This window comes from Halosolutus halophilus (genome assembly GCF_022869805.1).
Taxonomy (GTDB): Archaea; Halobacteriota; Halobacteria; order Halobacteriales; family Natrialbaceae; genus Halosolutus; species Halosolutus halophilus.
In genome coordinates this window covers 3734245-3750242 of sequence record NZ_CP094974.1, presented here as the reverse complement: position 1 = coordinate 3750242, position 15998 = coordinate 3734245, and the positions used below count along the sequence as shown (strand labels likewise).

At 61.4% G+C, this 15998-nt stretch carries 13 protein-coding genes and 2 pseudogenes; 8 read left to right on the top strand and 7 right to left on the bottom strand.

The window, feature by feature from the left end; translation table 11 throughout:
• Positions 1-110 precede the first annotated feature (110 nt).
• Together MUG98_RS18420 and MUG98_RS18415 are read left to right on the top strand one after the other, a co-directional pair.
• Positions 111-1487, top strand: coding sequence for an MFS transporter (locus tag MUG98_RS18420; protein WP_265108878.1), 1377 nt, complete (start codon positions 111-113; stop codon positions 1485-1487).
• 226 nt (positions 1488-1713) lie between these two features.
• Positions 1714-2091: a DUF7344 domain-containing protein gene (locus MUG98_RS18415; RefSeq protein ID WP_265108877.1), complete on the top strand. Its 378-nt coding sequence runs from the start codon at positions 1714-1716 to the stop codon at positions 2089-2091.
• A gap of 1 nt (position 2092) precedes the next feature.
• On the opposite strand, the gene MUG98_RS18410 is transcribed toward MUG98_RS18415, so the two are convergent.
• A complete protein-coding gene (locus tag MUG98_RS18410) occupies positions 2093-3604 on the bottom strand; it encodes a stage II sporulation protein M (RefSeq protein WP_265108876.1) in 1512 nt (503 codons plus the stop codon).
• A 615-nt stretch (positions 3605-4219) separates the two neighbouring features.
• Here MUG98_RS18410 and MUG98_RS18405 point away from each other — a divergent pair.
• Together MUG98_RS18405 and MUG98_RS25585 are read left to right on the top strand one after the other, a co-directional pair.
• The gene (locus MUG98_RS18405) at positions 4220-5362 is read left to right on the top strand and encodes an MBL fold metallo-hydrolase (RefSeq protein ID WP_265108875.1); all 1143 of its coding nucleotides are present in this window, start codon (positions 4220-4222) and stop codon (positions 5360-5362) included.
• 122 nt (positions 5363-5484) lie between these two features.
• The gene (locus MUG98_RS25585; protein WP_425601057.1) at positions 5485-5658 is read left to right on the top strand and encodes a hypothetical protein; all 174 of its coding nucleotides are present in this window, start codon (positions 5485-5487) and stop codon (positions 5656-5658) included.
• A gap of 1544 nt (positions 5659-7202) precedes the next feature.
• Here MUG98_RS25585 and MUG98_RS18400 read toward each other — a convergent pair.
• Complete coding sequence (locus tag MUG98_RS18400; RefSeq protein WP_265108874.1) at positions 7203-7595, bottom strand: hypothetical protein; 393 nt, start codon at positions 7593-7595, stop codon at positions 7203-7205.
• Between the two features lie 538 nt (positions 7596-8133).
• Positions 8134-8658 carry a hypothetical protein gene (locus tag MUG98_RS18395; RefSeq protein WP_265108873.1) on the bottom strand — a complete coding sequence of 175 codons (525 nt, stop codon included), beginning with the start codon at positions 8656-8658 and terminating at the stop codon, positions 8134-8136.
• 270 nt (positions 8659-8928) lie between these two features.
• On the opposite strand from MUG98_RS18395, the pseudogene MUG98_RS25580 reads away from it, so the two are divergent.
• Both MUG98_RS25580 and MUG98_RS18390 read left to right on the top strand, forming a co-directional pair.
• Positions 8929-9054 (top strand): annotated as a pseudogene (locus MUG98_RS25580) (IS5/IS1182 family transposase); the annotation flags it as partial.
• 291 nt (positions 9055-9345) lie between these two features.
• Positions 9346-10659, top strand: a complete 1314-nt coding sequence (locus tag MUG98_RS18390) for a PQQ-binding-like beta-propeller repeat protein (protein ID WP_265108872.1) — start codon at positions 9346-9348, stop codon at positions 10657-10659.
• A gap of 109 nt (positions 10660-10768) precedes the next feature.
• On the opposite strand, the gene MUG98_RS18385 is transcribed toward MUG98_RS18390, so the two are convergent.
• Positions 10769-11002, bottom strand: a complete 234-nt coding sequence (locus tag MUG98_RS18385; protein WP_265108871.1) for a DUF6199 family natural product biosynthesis protein — start codon at positions 11000-11002, stop codon at positions 10769-10771.
• A gap of 380 nt (positions 11003-11382) precedes the next feature.
• Here MUG98_RS18385 and MUG98_RS25670 point away from each other — a divergent pair, with 380 nt between their 5' ends.
• Positions 11383-11889, top strand: a complete 507-nt coding sequence (locus MUG98_RS25670) for a DUF8147 domain-containing protein (protein WP_486606245.1) — start codon at positions 11383-11385, stop codon at positions 11887-11889.
• A 41-nt stretch (positions 11890-11930) separates the two neighbouring features.
• Here MUG98_RS25670 and MUG98_RS18380 read toward each other — a convergent pair.
• Positions 11931-12550, bottom strand: a pseudogene (locus tag MUG98_RS18380) (IS6 family transposase).
• A gap of 404 nt (positions 12551-12954) precedes the next feature.
• On the opposite strand from MUG98_RS18380, the gene MUG98_RS18375 reads away from it, so the two are divergent.
• The gene (locus MUG98_RS18375; protein ID WP_265108870.1) at positions 12955-13914 is read left to right on the top strand and encodes a nucleotidyltransferase family protein; all 960 of its coding nucleotides are present in this window, start codon (positions 12955-12957) and stop codon (positions 13912-13914) included.
• Positions 13915-14007: 93 nt separating this feature from the next.
• Here MUG98_RS18375 and MUG98_RS18370 read toward each other — a convergent pair whose 3' ends face one another.
• Both MUG98_RS18370 and glpK read right to left on the bottom strand, forming a co-directional pair.
• Positions 14008-14247, bottom strand: coding sequence for a hypothetical protein (locus MUG98_RS18370; RefSeq protein WP_486606244.1), 240 nt, complete (start codon positions 14245-14247; stop codon positions 14008-14010).
• Positions 14248-14274: 27 nt separating this feature from the next.
• Positions 14275-15810 (bottom strand): glycerol kinase GlpK, encoded by a 1536-nt coding sequence (gene glpK, locus MUG98_RS18365; protein ID WP_265108868.1) that lies wholly within the window; start codon positions 15808-15810, stop codon positions 14275-14277.
• Positions 15811-15998 lie beyond the last annotated feature (188 nt).

Sequence of the window (15998 nt, the reverse complement as noted above, 5' to 3'; positions counted from 1 at the left end):
GGTCTTTATTGGTTCGATATTTGTGCCAGCCACGAGGGGGATAGGGTCGCTCGACGTCCGGTCCGCGGACGAGAGCAAAAACAAAGCCCCTCCGACAGTCAGGTACCCGTATGACTCTCGAGCAGGAGGCCCGCGAGGACGAGATCGATCCGTTCGACGCGTTCCGTCAGTTCTTCGCGCTCGAGCGGGACGTCCTGGTGCTCTCGGCGGCGATGTTCGCGTTCAGTCTCGGCTTCCAGATGACCAGCCGGTACATGGCCGAGTACATGTCCGCGCTCGGGGCCACGGCGTTCGTCGTCGGACTCTTCGGCACGTTCGGGAACGTCATCAGCGCGGTCTACCCCTATCCCGGCGGCGCGATCTCCGATCGGATCGGCTCGCGGTACGCCCTCACGGCGTTCGGCCTGTGTTCGACGCTCGGGTTCGGCGTCTGGCTCGCCGCCCCGCTGTTCGCGGACGTGACGATCGGCCCGACCTCGATCGCGATCGTCGCGATCTTCCTCGGACTCGTCCTCGCACAGGCCTGGAAGTCGTTCGGTCTGGGTGCGACGTACGCGATCGTCAAACAGTCGGTCCCCCCGTCGCGGCTCGCGGCGGGCTTTGCGTCCACGGAGACGTTTCGGCGGACGGCCTTCCTCGTCGGCCCCCTGATCGCCGCCGCGCTGTTCTTCCCGTTCGGCTCGACCGACAGCGACGTCGTCGTCGCGTTCCAGCTGATCCTCGTGGTCGCCGTCGTCTTCGGGGGCCTCGGGACCGTCGTCCAGCACGTGCTCTACGAGGTCGAGGAAGACAGCATCGGCACGGAGTTCGAGGGCGTCTCACAGCTGCTCGCCGATCTCCGGGCGATGCCCGACGAACTGCGCCCGCTGCTCGTCGGCGACACGCTCGTCCGCTTCGCCAACGGGATGGTCTACGTCTTCTTCGTAATCGTCGTCACGCGCTTTCTCGAGGTCGGCCTCACGCTCTCTCTTCCCGCCGTCGGATCGATCGCGCTGTCGCCCCAGTCGTACTTCGGGATCCTGCTGGGCCTCGAGATGAGCGTCGCGCTGCTGGTGATGTTCCCCGCGGCGCTGGCCGCCGAACGGATCGGTCTCAAACCGGTCGTCGCGCTCGGCTTCGTCGTCTACGCGGTCTTCCCGATCCTGCTCATCAGCGCGCCGGAGAGCGCCGCCGTCCTCGCCCTCCTGTTTGCCTTCTCCGGGCTCCGGTTCGCCGGCCTGCCGGCCCACAAGGCGCTGATCGTCGGCCCCGCCGAGATGGGGGCGGGCGGCCGCGTCACCGGGGCCTACTACCTCCTGCGGAACCTGATCGTCATCCCGAGTGCCGCACTCGGCGGCCTCGTCTGGGGCGGGTTCGCGAACCCGCTGACGGGCGAGACGGTGTTCGCCGGGTCACCCACGCTCGCGTTCGCGATCGGGACCGCGATCGGGACCGTCGGCACCGCGTACTTCGTCCTGTTCGGGAAGGAGTTCGAGGCCTACCAGTAGCGCTCGTCGAGTACCGGTTCGGCGTCGCCATCCCGAGAACGGGTGTCGATCGCGCCGACGTGCTTCTCGATCGCCGGACGCGATCGGTCGGTGACGGACCGGATCGTCCGCAGTATCGGATCGGGTCCGCCATCCTGTCACTCGGTTATTCAAAACAACTGTCCGGCGTGAAAATGTGGGCGGATTAATAGAACGCGGCACGATACCACTGACAGGGTGGTGACACGTGATCGACGACATTTTTGATGCGCTGGCGGATCGACACCGACGCCGCCTGTTGGTCGGTTTGCTGTACGACGACCCACAGTACGTCGCGGAACTGTCCGGCGTCTCCCGGGAGATCGCCGACGCGAACGAGGAACTCCTCCACAGACACCTGTCCAGTTCCCGGAAGATCGCCGGCGCGGACGAGGAACTGCTTCGTATTCACCACGTGCACCTCCCCAGACTGGCCGCGTACGGCTTGATCGAGTGGGATCGAGACGGTCACGTCGTCACGAAAGGGCCGCGATTCGACGAGGTTCGCCCCCTGCTCGAGTTGCTGGACGGGCATCGAGACGACCTGCCTGCGGAGATCGCCGTCGAAGTTCGTCGCGGTGGGTGATCTAGAGGAAGAACTGATAGTAGTACGGACTGACGAACCCCTCGACGATCCCCGCGATCGCAAGGAGGAGGCCGACGCCGACGAGCACCCAGAACGCCCGCTCGAGGGCGTCGGCGAACTCCTGGCGACTGGTCTGCCCGAGCGGGGCGCGAGCGGCGATCGCACCGAGCGAGAGCCCGAGCGCCGTGGCGATGAGGAGGGCGGGAATCTCGAAGACCCCGTGTGGGGCGACGAACGCCGCCAGTTCGGTGGGCTCGACCTCGGTTCGCGCGTAGACGCCCATCACGACGCCGTTGAACACGAGCGACGCGAGTGCCGGAATCGCGAGGGCGAAGCCGGCGTAGGCCGTCGTAATCGCGACCAGCCAGTTGTTGGCGAAGAATTCCAGGGCTGCTGCCGGGGGGATGTGTCCCTCGAGTCGAGCGTTGATCGACGTCTCGAACGCGTCGGCGAACGGCGCCGTGGCCTCCCACCCGATCCAGAACGAGGCGACGGCGAGGACGATCACGAACGCGTGCGTCAGCGGCGTCGATCGGACGAACGACCCCATCTCGGCCCAGCCGGTTCGCACGCCGTCGGCGACCTGACTCCGGAACGATCGCTCGGGTGCGGTAGGTGGTTCGAGCCGCCCTCGGCCGTCAGTGTACAGCCCGGTTTTCAGCAGGTCGAGGAAGGGGACCACCAGCAACGCGGTGACGAGCGCGCCGAGGCTGACGACGTCGACGAACGCGAGCACCCCGGTCACGGTCGAGAACGCGATCAGCGAGCCGACGGAGACGGCGTAGTAGAACCCCGCTGCGATCGGGTGATGGCGGATGAACCCGAGGGTTCGGACGACCGAGCCGAAGACGCCGACGTCGTCGACGACGACGGCGACCGGGGCGAACGCGAACACCGCCCGGATGGCGGCGATCGCGAGGAATCCGATCAGCAGGGCGGGGAGCACGGCGAGGACGGCAGCCGGCCCGATCGCGGTGCCGGCGACGCCACCCAGCAGGACCGTCGCCCCGACGACGACGATCCAGAGGACCAACTCGAGCAGATAGAGGCCGAGGAACCGGAGCCAGTACCGTCGTCCGCCGCCGAGACCGGCGATCAGGCCGCGCTGGTCGCGGAGCCGCCCGTAGCAGGCGGACAGCTGGGCGGCACCGACGATGGCGTACAGCAGGACGAGGACGAGGACGCTCACGAGGATCGTCACTGCGACGAGGGCGCCGATCGTCGGCGTGAACAGCTGTTCGCCGATCGGCTCGAGATCGGCCGCCCACGCGTCGAACGCCTCGGGGTCGGCATTCGGGTCCGGCGGCTCGAGATCCAGGGCCACCAGTTCGTCCTGAATGGTCGCGAGTCGGCCGGTCGAGCCGAGATGGACGTAGCCGACGAGCAGTGCGAGGAACGGGATGACCCGGACGATCGCGGGAATCGCGGCCCCGAGCAGGTAGAACGGGAGCAGGTCGGCTGGCCGGCGTCGAAGGACCGATACGGCGGCGGTGACGGAATCTGAGAGGTCCATACCTGTTCGTCGAACGGTCGACAGTTAAATCATCCTCTCGATCGACCCGATTTTCGAACCGTTGCTCGGCACTGACCGCCGATCCGGGTATCAGTCGACCGTCCGATCGACCGATCGTCGAACCCGTCCGCCGGACCGTCCTCGCCCTGCTGGCCCGAGCGTCGCGGGGTGAAACCGCCGGTCGGGACGACGACGCCGGGCGGGTCTCGGAACGGGTGGCGGATCGACGACTACGTCGCCGCGAGTTGGCCTCGGGCTCCGTCGTGAGTGTCATCCCGAAGTGCCCGACCCGATTTCGAGACGGTTCGCTCGACGGGACTCGACCGAGCCGTCTTGGCGTCGCGATCGGTGCTGCCGGGCGTCCGGCGCGGATCGCGTAGCCGGGAGGGTCTCTGCGAGGGAGCCATCGCTCGGCAGGAACCGCATCGGCGACCGTGCTTCACACGGCGTGGCTGGCTCGACGGGCAGCCTCGTCCGGGTGGGCGATTCCGGGAGTCCGCCATCCCGGTCGTCGACGACATCGGGCTGCTGCCGTCTCCCCCGTTCGTCGATCGGCACTTCTGGGTTGCCCACTCAGGGGTGGAGACTTAGCCGCCCGACGTCGTATCCATCATCATGGTCACCACCCTCTCCCCAGATCGGCTCGCGGAACTGCAGGACGAGGACGCCGACTTCGTCCTCGTCGACACACGACCCGAGGAGAGCTACGAGTCGTGGCACGTCACCGATGCGCTACACTTTCCCTTCGGTCCCGAGGAGGAACTCGACGGCCGCCTCGAAGAATTCCGGGACCTGGTCGGTGATCCCGATCGGGTGATCACCATCTGCGCGAAGGGGCTCTCGTCGGGGAACCTCGCGACCCAGCTCTCGTCGGCGACCGACGAGTTCGAGGTCAACGCCGTCGACGGCGGGATGAAAGGCTGGAGCGGCGTCTACGATCGGGTCGACGTCGACGTCGCCGACGACCTGACTGTGGTCCAGCTCCAGCGTCGCGCGAAGGGCTGTCTGAGCTACCTCGTCGGCTGTGCGGAGACCGGTGACGCGATCGTCGTCGACCCGACGGCCGACACCGACGAGTTCACCGCTGCGGCCGCGGAACGGGGGCTCACGATCGTCGGCGTCGTCGACACCCACGTTCACGCCGATCACGTCTCCGGTGGTCGAGAACTGGCCGACGAACTCGACGTCCCCTACTACCTGGGCGATCGGGCCGCTGAACGCGGCGTCGAGTTCGAGTACACGTCCCTCGACCGAAACGAGGTCCTCGAGGTCGGCAACCGCGAGGTCAAGGCGGTCCCCGCACCCGGCCACACCAGCGAGATGATCGCTCCCCTCGTGGACGCGCACGCGCTGCTGACCGCCGACACGCTGCACGTCGACTCGACGGGCCGCACGGAACTCGAGTTCAGCGATGACGAGGGAGAACAGGGGGCGCGGATGCTCTACGAGACGCTTCACCGGACGATCCTCGCCGAACCCGAGTCCGTCGTCGTCCTGCCGGGCCACGTCACGGTCACGAACGACGGCCGATTCGAACACGGACGGCCGGGCGAGCCGATCACCACGACCGTCGGCGAGGCCCGGACCGGAATCGACGTGCTCGACTTCGACGAGGAGGCGTTCGTCGATCGACTGGCAGACGCCGGCGAGGAGCCGGCGAACTTCGAGGCGATCATCGACCTGAACCGCGGGGCCACGACGGAACCGCCGGAGGAGCGGACCGAACTCGAACTCGGACCGAACAACTGTTCCGCCTGAGGACTCGATCGGCTGGACACGCTGTAGCGACGCGACGGGACGGTCAGAACTGGGGATCGATGCGATTTCCCTGAGAATGGGGTTATGCTGTCCCGTGTCGTAGGGACACACGGTGTTGACAGATGCAAACGACGGCGACGAAGGAAGTGGCCTGTCCGCAGTGTACCGCCCGGACGCGTATCGCGATCGCCGACGAGGGCGTCGAACTAAAAGTCAGCCGGTCGGTCGCGGCGTTCGGCGAACAGCGAGCCGTCACTTGCTCGAACGGTCACAGGTATTGGGTGTCCGTCTGTTAGGTCGATCTGGCTCGGTTACGCTCGTCTTCTTCAACTGCCGTTACCACGGAACGCTCACCTGTCCGGCTGCGGCTGATAGGTAGTCCCGTCTCTGCATCGTGTTCCGATTTCATCATTCGATCATCCGGTCCGAATCTCGGGCCCCGCTCGAAGACTCGAGCAGCGGCCAGATCGGTACGGATCGGTTGAACAGGGTTTTTATTCCACAGTAAACGCCCCCTATTGAACACTTTCCGTATTTCGCACGCTCTTCCTGACAGCGATTCGGCAGATTTACCAGTCGCTGCTGAATAGAGGGCACGTACGCGCTGAACGGGCGGTGCGTCGTCGCTCGCGGGAAGAAGAACGGTCTCGGAACTCATCTGATAGATCGTAAGTCCTGTACATCTGATGGTTTCTACTATACTCGACAGAAATTAAATAACCAACCACCCGTTAGAAATGCGACTACTCTGGCAACTGTATCTTGGGTGGAGATTCCCGACCGGGGTTCCATTCATCTCCCGAGAAGAACCGTGAACGTAGTTGAAAGAAGCCTCTGCATGCTAGAATCCAATCTTAGTCCCAGCGAGATGGTGCCCGAGCACTCCAAAAACCGGCACCCCACTCTGTAGCGTCCCTCCGAGTTCCTGTATCGGGAAGACGAAACTACTGCACTATGACGACGGTACATATCCACTGACAGGCAGGTACATATCCACTGACAGGCAGACAGATCCGTATGTGCCTGTAGCGACACCGCGGTTCGATTACAGATCCCCTGAGATTCCCGATTGTCGTAAAAGTGGGTGGTTGTGGAGGGTTATCCTATGCGTCCAAATATGCAGCCGGAAAACACGATCAAATAGCGATTTAGTATTCTTGGTTGAAAAATACAATACACGAAAGAGACTCGGCTCAGTATATGTATTCGAAAAGATACAACCGACTACATTAAAGAAAGACAACGGATAGAACGAGGTTCGGGGGCCGATTCTGATCTTTACAGAAGAACACAATACTCGGCAGAAATTTTCAACACTGCTGTCCTGTATTAACCTCAGTCATCGATACTGTGGTATCCTCATATCCCGCCTCAAACCCCGATACGTGCCACACAGTCACTATACGAGTAGAAACCGGACGTAGGAAAATTCTTTTATACCTGATAATCAGAACCGCTTTCAACCACCCATCCGTGTCAAACCAGATACCGCTAACCAGACATCACTACCCGCGTAGATTACTACTCTATGACATACAATCTGAACTGATATTTTTGGGCCAAAATGGCCGAATACTGCCGAAGACAGCCTCAGGATCGTACGTAGACGCAGAGACACTCTACTGCCGGAAACCACCGGCCCGAGGTTGCAGACCGAAACCACGTATACGTCGTCTTGCCGGCGCCGGATGAAGCCGTTCGAAGAACGTCTTGATCTGGGTCTCCACACCTTCGAATTTCACACTCCTAATCCGGCCAGCACATCTCTAAGCGGTTTTAGACGCCGAGGAACACCAGTGCCGATCCCGACGTAATCATCACGCTCAGTCGCTCATCAGCATCACTGGCTCGTTTCGGGGTGGGCAGTCGTCAGCGTTCCACGCGTGCGACTGAGAAGTTTCGCACTGACGTATCCGACCACGACCGCGACGAAGAGCAGGAGCGGATAGGCGGCGACGAGTTCGACCCAGCCGATATCGAGCGGGCGGATGAGTACGAGGGTCCCCGTCGCGATCCCCCTCCAAACGACGTACACGAAGTACGTCACCGAAAGCGAGACGCCGCTACCAAGGAGGCTCCACGTCGACTTCTCGAACTCGCTCAGATCCGGTTCGAGAGTCGTCGTGTGGGTCACGATCTGCAGGCTGATGAAGCCCGGGACCAGACACAGGACGCTGTAGATGAGATTCACCGCGAGGTCTGGGAAGGCCATCGTCTCAGGTGCCGACGGCATGGAAATGTCGTCGGTCGGGTGGCCGCCGTTGCTCTGTGTACGCTCGCCTCGATGTCTGAACGGTCCGTGTCGGAGTCCACATGTGTAGAAGAACGATGTGCTGGGTGTTAGCACTTTTTCACGATGACAAACGGAAACTCCACTGAAGGGCCGTAGACCCCCAACCGAGATTTGCTGACTGCCGAAGATCCACGAACTGGCATCCACCCTTTTGTTCGTCTCTCGCTCACTGCCGGGTAAGATACAAACTTCTTGCTGACGGACATTGCGTATGGCTACGGTCGAACGTGGGGCGAGGCGGCGAGCGACACCGAGGAAAACGAGTCACAGTGGCTATCCGAGACGTGGTACAGATCGAGCGTCGGCGTCGCGATCGTCCTGTGGGACGTACAGTTGACGCTGATACTCGTGGCCGTAACCACCAGGAACTGGGAAAGTGCTTTTGAGAGCCTGGCAGACGTCCCACTCGGGGTGATCTCGTGGTATATCTACGCGGTTGGCGCGCTTGGTGCACTAGGCTGCCGTGGTTGTTCGGGTATCAGTCCGCCGATCGGCTCGTGATCGACGTGGATCGTCTGGTCGACTTCAGGGAACGATCTGAGAGTTCGGGACGCTCCTCGGGGTCGAGTTGCCGGTAGTCGACCCCTTCTGTGTTCAGAATCTGGCCGACAACTGCCATGCCCTGCTCGACATCGAGTCCATGAAGGTCGATGTGAGCGTCAGGATGTTGGACCGGCTCGGTTTCGTAGTGTGCAGTGAGTTCGATCCCCTCTTCATGGAGATAGCCACGAATATGCACCTGCCACCAGTTGTACTCGTCGTCGTCCACGTACTCGATTCGTCTGAGGTTGAGCACTTCGCCGTGATAGTTGTAGGACAGTTCCCATCCAGGCTCGAAGTAGTGTCGTCCGAACAGCCGAACAATGTCGGGTTTGCGCATGTCGATTAAGTACGACGGCGTCGGCGCGCGCGGTTTCGTGAAGAACGTTTTCCGGATCCACCAGAACGAGTACCGGAGGTTCTTGAGGGGTGCTTCGTGGATGTGGCGGAGGCGATCGTACACGGTGTAGGCAACCTCGACGGGTTGGCTGGATCCGACGACCCCTTCACGTAGTCGCGACTTCCACGAGCGAACCAGAGCGACCCTTCGGCGTTCGCGGTCGGGACTCATACCGTCGGATTCTCCGTCAAATACAAAGAAAGTAGCTGTGTCTCAACGGTGGCTGGCGTACCCCGCCGGAAGCCGCAACTATCATCTCGAGTGCGATGGCGGTGTTGGCTGATCGTTCGGAGGTACGTCGATCAGCTATCCACGGCTAAAGCCGTAGTCTTCGCGTGGAACGCACGACCGGACAACGCCCTCTATCATCAGCGGAATATGAACGAACCAGTGAACGTGGCGATCGAGCAGAAATTCGGGGTGTTCGTGCGGTCACGTGTCTGGTGGAAGCAATATCGAGTCTATACTGAGCGATCATCACCTTCGCAAATTGAACCAGATGTCCTGCAACATTCGCGCTCTGTATGCAGCACGACTCAGCGCGACCGATCCAGATTCTGTCAGAAATGACGCGCTGGATACAGCGGATGGCTTTAGCTCCTGGTTCGATGTCCGCGGTTCCAGCCCGCCGTTCTGGATCTGTGTACTTCGGCGCCGACAAGCGCGTACGGGCGGGTACGTCCTCCCTCCGGCAGCGTTCGTGCTGGACGACCGAAGTCTATACCTTACGCCACGATAACTCCCGGACCAATGCCCTCCACACGTCGGTCGGTTCTCGCAGCGTGTACCGCCGGGATCGGTGCACTCGCGGGATGCATCTCGACCGAGCAACCGACCGCCGACGGCAACTGGCCCAGACGCACGCTGAATAACGCCCACACCGGGTACTCGACCACAGAGGGGCCGACGACGGACCTTCACACAGTCTGGCATCGGGAGCGATTGCGTAGCGGCGGGGTTGCCCCTTCTCCAGTCGTCGACGATGGCGTGCTCTACTTTGCATATTCACAGGAGTCGCGAGGTGACGAACGCGGCGGGGCGTGGATCGAGGCGTTCGACGCGGCGACCGGTGACTCCCGGTGGACGACCGAGCTCTCCCGGACCGACGAGTTCCACTACTTCTACCCCTCGGATTCGACGGTCGTCGACGGCGACCGGGTAGTCCTCCAGACCAAGCCCGGCGTGACGATGCTCACCACCGACGAGGAGGTCCAGTGGACTTTCGAGAACCTCTCTCGTGCCCAGCAATCGCCCGATGCCGTCACGCCCGTCGTGACCGACGATGTCGTCGTGACGGGGACGTACAGCACAGTCGTCGACGACCACCAAGACGAAACAGTCTACGGCATCGATCCCGCGACCGGGAACGAACGCTGGAGCGTGCCCTTCCCCGAGCGGACAAGCATGTGGCAACTGGCCGGCACCGACGACGTGGTCTACGTTCCGTTCTCTCACGACGGGCTCGCCGCGCTCGATCTGGCGACTGGCGAGGAACGCTGGCGCTGGGAGGGGCCTATCACCGGGACCCCGACCGTGGTCAACGACCTGCTGCTCGTGCCGCTCTGGCACCAGGACGACGAGCAGCACACGCTCGTCGCGCTAGACCGCGATGACCGATCGCTTCGCTGGCAGCGATCGATCGGACCCCGCTGGTCAGATGCGGGAGTGACCGTCGCTGACGGGCTGATCTATCATGCCGCGGCTTTCGGCCTCGAGGCCCGCCGTCTCGAGACGGGTGAGCGGGTGTGGCGGTTTGGTCCCGACGAGGGCAAGCGCCCGCAGGGCGAGCCACAGGTCGATCTCGTCTCGACGCCGGTCGTTTCCGGTGATGCAGTCTACGCCACGGGCTGGATCCAGCGGGATACGATGTACGGGCACCTGTTCGTCGTCGACGCTGCAACGGGCGCGGAACTCGGTCGCGCAGAGATGGGCCGCAACGAAGACGCCGGCAGGGGGACTCCGGCGGTCACCTCTGACCTCGTCTTCCTCGGGTCGAACCGCGGAAACCTCCACGCGTTCGGCGAGTGCTCGTTCGAGGTAGCCGGTCGCTGTCTAGTTGGCTAACAGACAGGCGCCGACCACGAGGTGTGGCGCAGCAGGGTTCAGGAAGATCCTCTATCGACGAGACACTGCCAGACTTGCACCTTCTATAGCACGCTCTTTTCCCAATCGGTTACAGGTAAATGAACCTCACCAGCAATATGACGGCACCGAAGATCGCTCCTATCACCCCCCCAATCTCGTATGTACGAAACCCTCTTGCCATCGGGTCAACCTCCTGCCTCGGGCGCTGATTTTTTGTTGATTCTATCGCCTCACCCAATTTCGTCATTTTGTATGGCCAGATAATTCCGACAATTCCCATGATTAGACAGTAAATTCCAAGAAAAAGCAAGGCAATATCCATAATTTAATTTTCACTATATTTACATATGTGCCTTTTGGTCTTCCACTCGGTGGTGGTTGGTTGTCCTGTACTGAGCGATCAGTACCTTCGCAAATCGAGCCATATCTCGTGCGACATTCGCGCCCTGTATTTAGCACGACCCCTGCAACCACCATTCATGATTGATAGAACTCTCGACGTTCAATACGCTGGACAGTGATGACAGCCGAATATTCTCCATAATCGGGAACCAACTGGTATGGATGTGCTCTCGGTTGGCTCAGAGAAGCCATGAATAACGTAATCAAGATTGTAGGCCGTCTGTTCGTTGGCGTCCTCGGCTTTCTCGTGGTCGGGATCGGCGTGACCGAAGCACTCGCCCGTACGTCTGGTCGGCCGGGATGCTGGGGCTATCTGCCGGTCTCACGGTCGGGATAGCCCTGGTCCCGCTTGTATATCTGGGCGTCACCTACTGGGAGGAAGTCACCGCCACTGGCCAGGCCTCCGAGCGGACGCTACGCCGTTTCTGGGCGACGGTAGCGGCCATTGCAGGGTTCGTCATCGGTGGTGGGCTCGTTTTGGCCATTCTCTCGACACAAGCGGTTGGTCTTGCAACAGCGATGATATTCGGCAGCTTCCCCGTCGGGATCGTCACAGCAGTACTGGCCGCGTATCTCGTCTCCCGTCGCGACTGGGCGAGCCGTGCTTCACCCGGATCGCCGTCGCGGTTCTCCAGGGTTGGTCTCCACACCAGTACCTCACCCGTCTCGATGAGTTGCGATCGGAAGGCGTGCTCACGCGGTACGTCGGGATTGGCTCACTCGCTCGCCGGCAGGATACCTCGACAGTGGCCCGGACTATCCATCAGGTCCGGGACGCGCTCCCTACCATCGACTGCGCGCCTTTGACGTTACCCCGCACGCACTGGCATTGTTCAGATTAGCTGGTTTCAGCAGCATGCGTAGCTCTGAAGCCTTGTTTCGACGGTTTCATGTTCGGCGTTTCTAAAATAGTCTTCAAGCTGGTAGGTATGGTGTTGTATTTCTTAAAAGACATGTTCGGCAGCGTTCCGACTTCCGTGTCTTTCGTATCGAAATCGGAGTCCTAGATCGTGGAGCGCGGCTTTGAGCAACGGCGCTGAATCGACGAGAAATACGGCGTCAGCGATATCGTGTTTTTCTCGAAGTTCACCGAGAAATATCGACGTCAGCGCAATTGTCCGCGTTGGATAGAGCCAGATATGCGGGAATTCGTTCGTTTTGGGATCGATCGCAGCGTACAGCCAGTAGCGCTGATCCCCGAGTTGGATCACGGGTTCGTCAAGCGCAACGTGATCCGGTCGTTTCCCTTCTGTCGGCTGTAGTTCGGCTTTCTGCACCCAGTCGTGGACGATCGATTCTGTCCGTTTGACACCGTATTTCTCTAAGGTAGAAACAGTATCCGAATGTGACAATTCGGGCGGATTGTGCTGGTACGCGACTGCACCAGCTCGTGCGGTGTCGCCTCACGCTCCACAAAGCCTAACTGAATCTCCGTGCTAGAGCCGTCGAGGCCGGTGGATTCTGACATTGACACCACGAAATTCACCGGCTCGTTCCTTCAAACTCTAATCTGAACAGCACCGGTATAATTCCACTACAGCGTTTCGTTCATGTACTGCGCCCGAGATAGATACTCCACGAACACCAATTCGTCGTGGACGGGCCGTTACATCGGATTCCGTCGCGTCGAGAACGGATTCCACTGCAGTACAGATCATCGAGGCAGTGTTGGTCGGCAGTGGAACCGAGTATGTACGGCCACGGTTCGTCGGATCCGCCCCCGACCACAGCATCTCCGAAATCCGCCGTGAGGGTCCTAATCCCACATGTACCAGGGTCTCCGGTCGGACCGGAGTCGGGGACGCAGTGTAACCGATCGCTAGCATTGTTACCATCACACATACTTTTGCCGGTCGACTGCGAGACGAACGCATGGAGGCGATAGTGCTGGCTGGGGGGTATGCAACCCGGCTCTGGCCGATCACTCGTCATCGCCCGAAGATGCTCCTTCCGGTCGGAGAAACGACCGTTATCGATCGGATACTGCGTGCGCTGGAGAACGACGATCGCATCGAGACCACCTATCTGAGTACCAACGAGGCCTTTGCGGAGGACTTCGAGTCACACATCGAAGAGAAAGAGTACGAGAAGGCTCAGTTGTCGGTCGAGAAAACCAGCGAAGAGGCGGGCAAGTTCGGCGTCGTCGGCGCGCTTGCCCAACTCTGCGATCGCGAGGGAATCGACGACGATCTGTTCGTCATCGCAGGCGACAACCTCATCGGCTTCGATCTTCCGGAGTTCCTCGACTACTTCGAGGAGCGAGAGGCACCCGTCATCGCTGCGTATGATGTCGGGTCGCGGGAGAAAGCCAAATCCTACGGCCTGGTCGAACTCGACGGCGAGCGACTCGTCGATTTTCAGGAGAAACCCGACGAGCCAAAGAGCACGCTCGTTTCGATCGCCTGCTACGCGTTCCCTGCCGACTCAGTTCGGTTCTCGGAGTACCTCGCCGGCGAGAACAATCCCGACGAGCCGGGCTGGTACATCGAGTGGCTCCAGTCACGCGAATCGGTCTACGCATTCACGTTCGACAGTACGTGGTTCGACATCGGCGCGCCGGCCTCGTACTTCGAAGCCGTCGACTGGGAACTGGACGGCGAGTCGCTCGTCCACCCAGACGCGACCCTCGAGAACTGCGAGGTCGGCGAGACCGTTCACGTCATGGAGGGCGCTGAAGTAACCGATGCGAGCCTCGAGACGACGCTGGTCTATCCGAACGCCGAGATACACAACTGCGATCTCGACGAGACGATCGTCGGCGAAGACGTTCAGATCGAGGACCTCAGAATCGCCCGGGCGTTGATTACCGAGGAATCTCAATTCGACCGGTAACGGACTGAGACGCCCTCTGTTTTCGGATCGTCCAGCAGAGATCCGCCACGTCGGACGAATATCGAGGATTCTGCCGACGTCTCGGCTTTCAGATCAGTGGTTCGACGACGCTCCCCCCGTCCTCGAGCAGGTCACGGACTCGTTCTTCGCTGTCGGCTTCAGCACAGACACGCAGCTTCGGGGCGCAGAACGCGAGCACGCTGGTAATCCCCCCCAACTCGGGAATGACGTACGTGGAACTCTCACCCGCGATGACCATGAACCGGTGAAGACGAACGCCGGCAGTGAGCCGATCGCAGCCCCGAACGGTCCACCGGCGAACCCGGCGATCACAAGCGCGATGATGAACTCGCATCGGTATCACTCCTCGCGAGCCCAGTCGCGGGCACGGTCGATCGCTTCACGCCACCGCTCGTGGCGTTCGTCGACGTCGTCGGTTTCTTCGGGAGTGAACGCCCGATCGACCTGCCAATTCTCTCGAAGCTCGTCGAGATTGTCCCAGTAGCCAACGGCGAGACCCGCGGCGTACGCGGAGCCCAGCGCCGTCGTCTCGTCGACTTCGGGACGGACGATCTCTATGTCGAGTATGTTGGCCTGCTGCTGACAGAGGAAGTTGTTCTTCACCGCGCCGCCGTCGACCTTCAGACTCGTGATCTCGAGTCCGGTGTCGGCCTCCATCGCATCGGCAACGTCGAGCGTCTGGAAGGCGATCGATTCGAGCGTCGCTCGAACGATGTGTTCCCGTCGGGTCCCCCGGGTCATTCCCACGATCGCGCCCCGAGCGCGTCCGTCCCAGTACGGGGCCCCCAGTCCGGTGAACGCCGGTACCATATACACGCCGTCCGTCGAGTCGACGCTTCGAGCCAGCCGCTCGGTCTCGCCGGGGTCGTCGATCAGGCCGATGTCCTCGAGCCACTCGATCGCCGCTCCCGTCACGAAGATCGCTCCCTCGAGCGCGTACTGGACCGGTTCGCCCGAGCGCTGGAAGCCGATCGTCGTCAACAGGCCGTGATCGCTCTCGACGGCCTCGTTGCCGGTGTTCGTGAGGAAGAACGAGCCCGTCCCGTAGGTGTTCTTCGCGTCACCAGGATCGAAGCACGTCTGTCCGAACAGCGCTGCCTGCTGGTCGCCCAGGGCACCCGCGACCGGAATCTCGGCGCCGAGGAAGCCGTCCGGATCGGTCGATCCGTAGTACGCCTCGTCGCTGGAGGGACGTACCTCCGGCAGCATTTCCTCTGGAACCCTGAACTCCTCCAGGAGGTCGTCGTCCCACTCGAGGTCGTGGATGTTGTACAGCATCGTCCGCGAGGCGTTCGTGACCTCCGTGATGTGGTTGCCGGTGAGGTTGTATATCACCCAGGAGTCGATCGTTCCGAAGCAGAGCTCCCCGTCTGCCGCCCGCTCTCGGAACTCGGCTGGTCGCGAGCGCTGCATCTTGACCGGGGCAGCGTTGTCGAGCAGCCACTCGGCTTTGGTCGCCGAGAAGTACGCGTCCGCCTCGAGCCCGGTCTTCTCGCGTATCGTTTCTATCTTGCCTTCCTCCTCGAGTTCTTCGATCCGGTCGGTCGTCCGACGATCCTGCCAGACGATCGCGTTGTGAACGGGGTTACCTGTATCCCGTTCCCACACCACGGTCGTCTCGCGCTGGTTGGTGACACCGATCGCCGAGAGCTGCTCGGCGGCTATTGCTTCCGATCTGAGTGCATCCTCGATAACCTGCTTCGTGGTCTCCCAGATTTCGACTGGGTCGTGTTCGACCCATCCCGGTTCCGGGTAGATCTGTTCGTGTTTCTCGTAGGCGCTGGTGATGATCCTCCCGCTCCGGTCGAATACCATGAACCGTGTGCCGGTCGTTCCCTGATCGATCGCGCCTACGTACGAGTTCTGTGATGACATGTCTGATTTCTCCGGTCGTGATCGTTCGCCTCGTGCCCGCTACAGCCACGAGTACGGTCTCCTGTACCTTGTGAACAATGGCCACGATCTGTTTAAACTTACCGCACCGTAACGGCGGTCCGCGTACGGCGACTCGGACGATCGTTCCAGTGATGGGTCATCGAAGACGAGTGGTTCTCGGTAAGAGA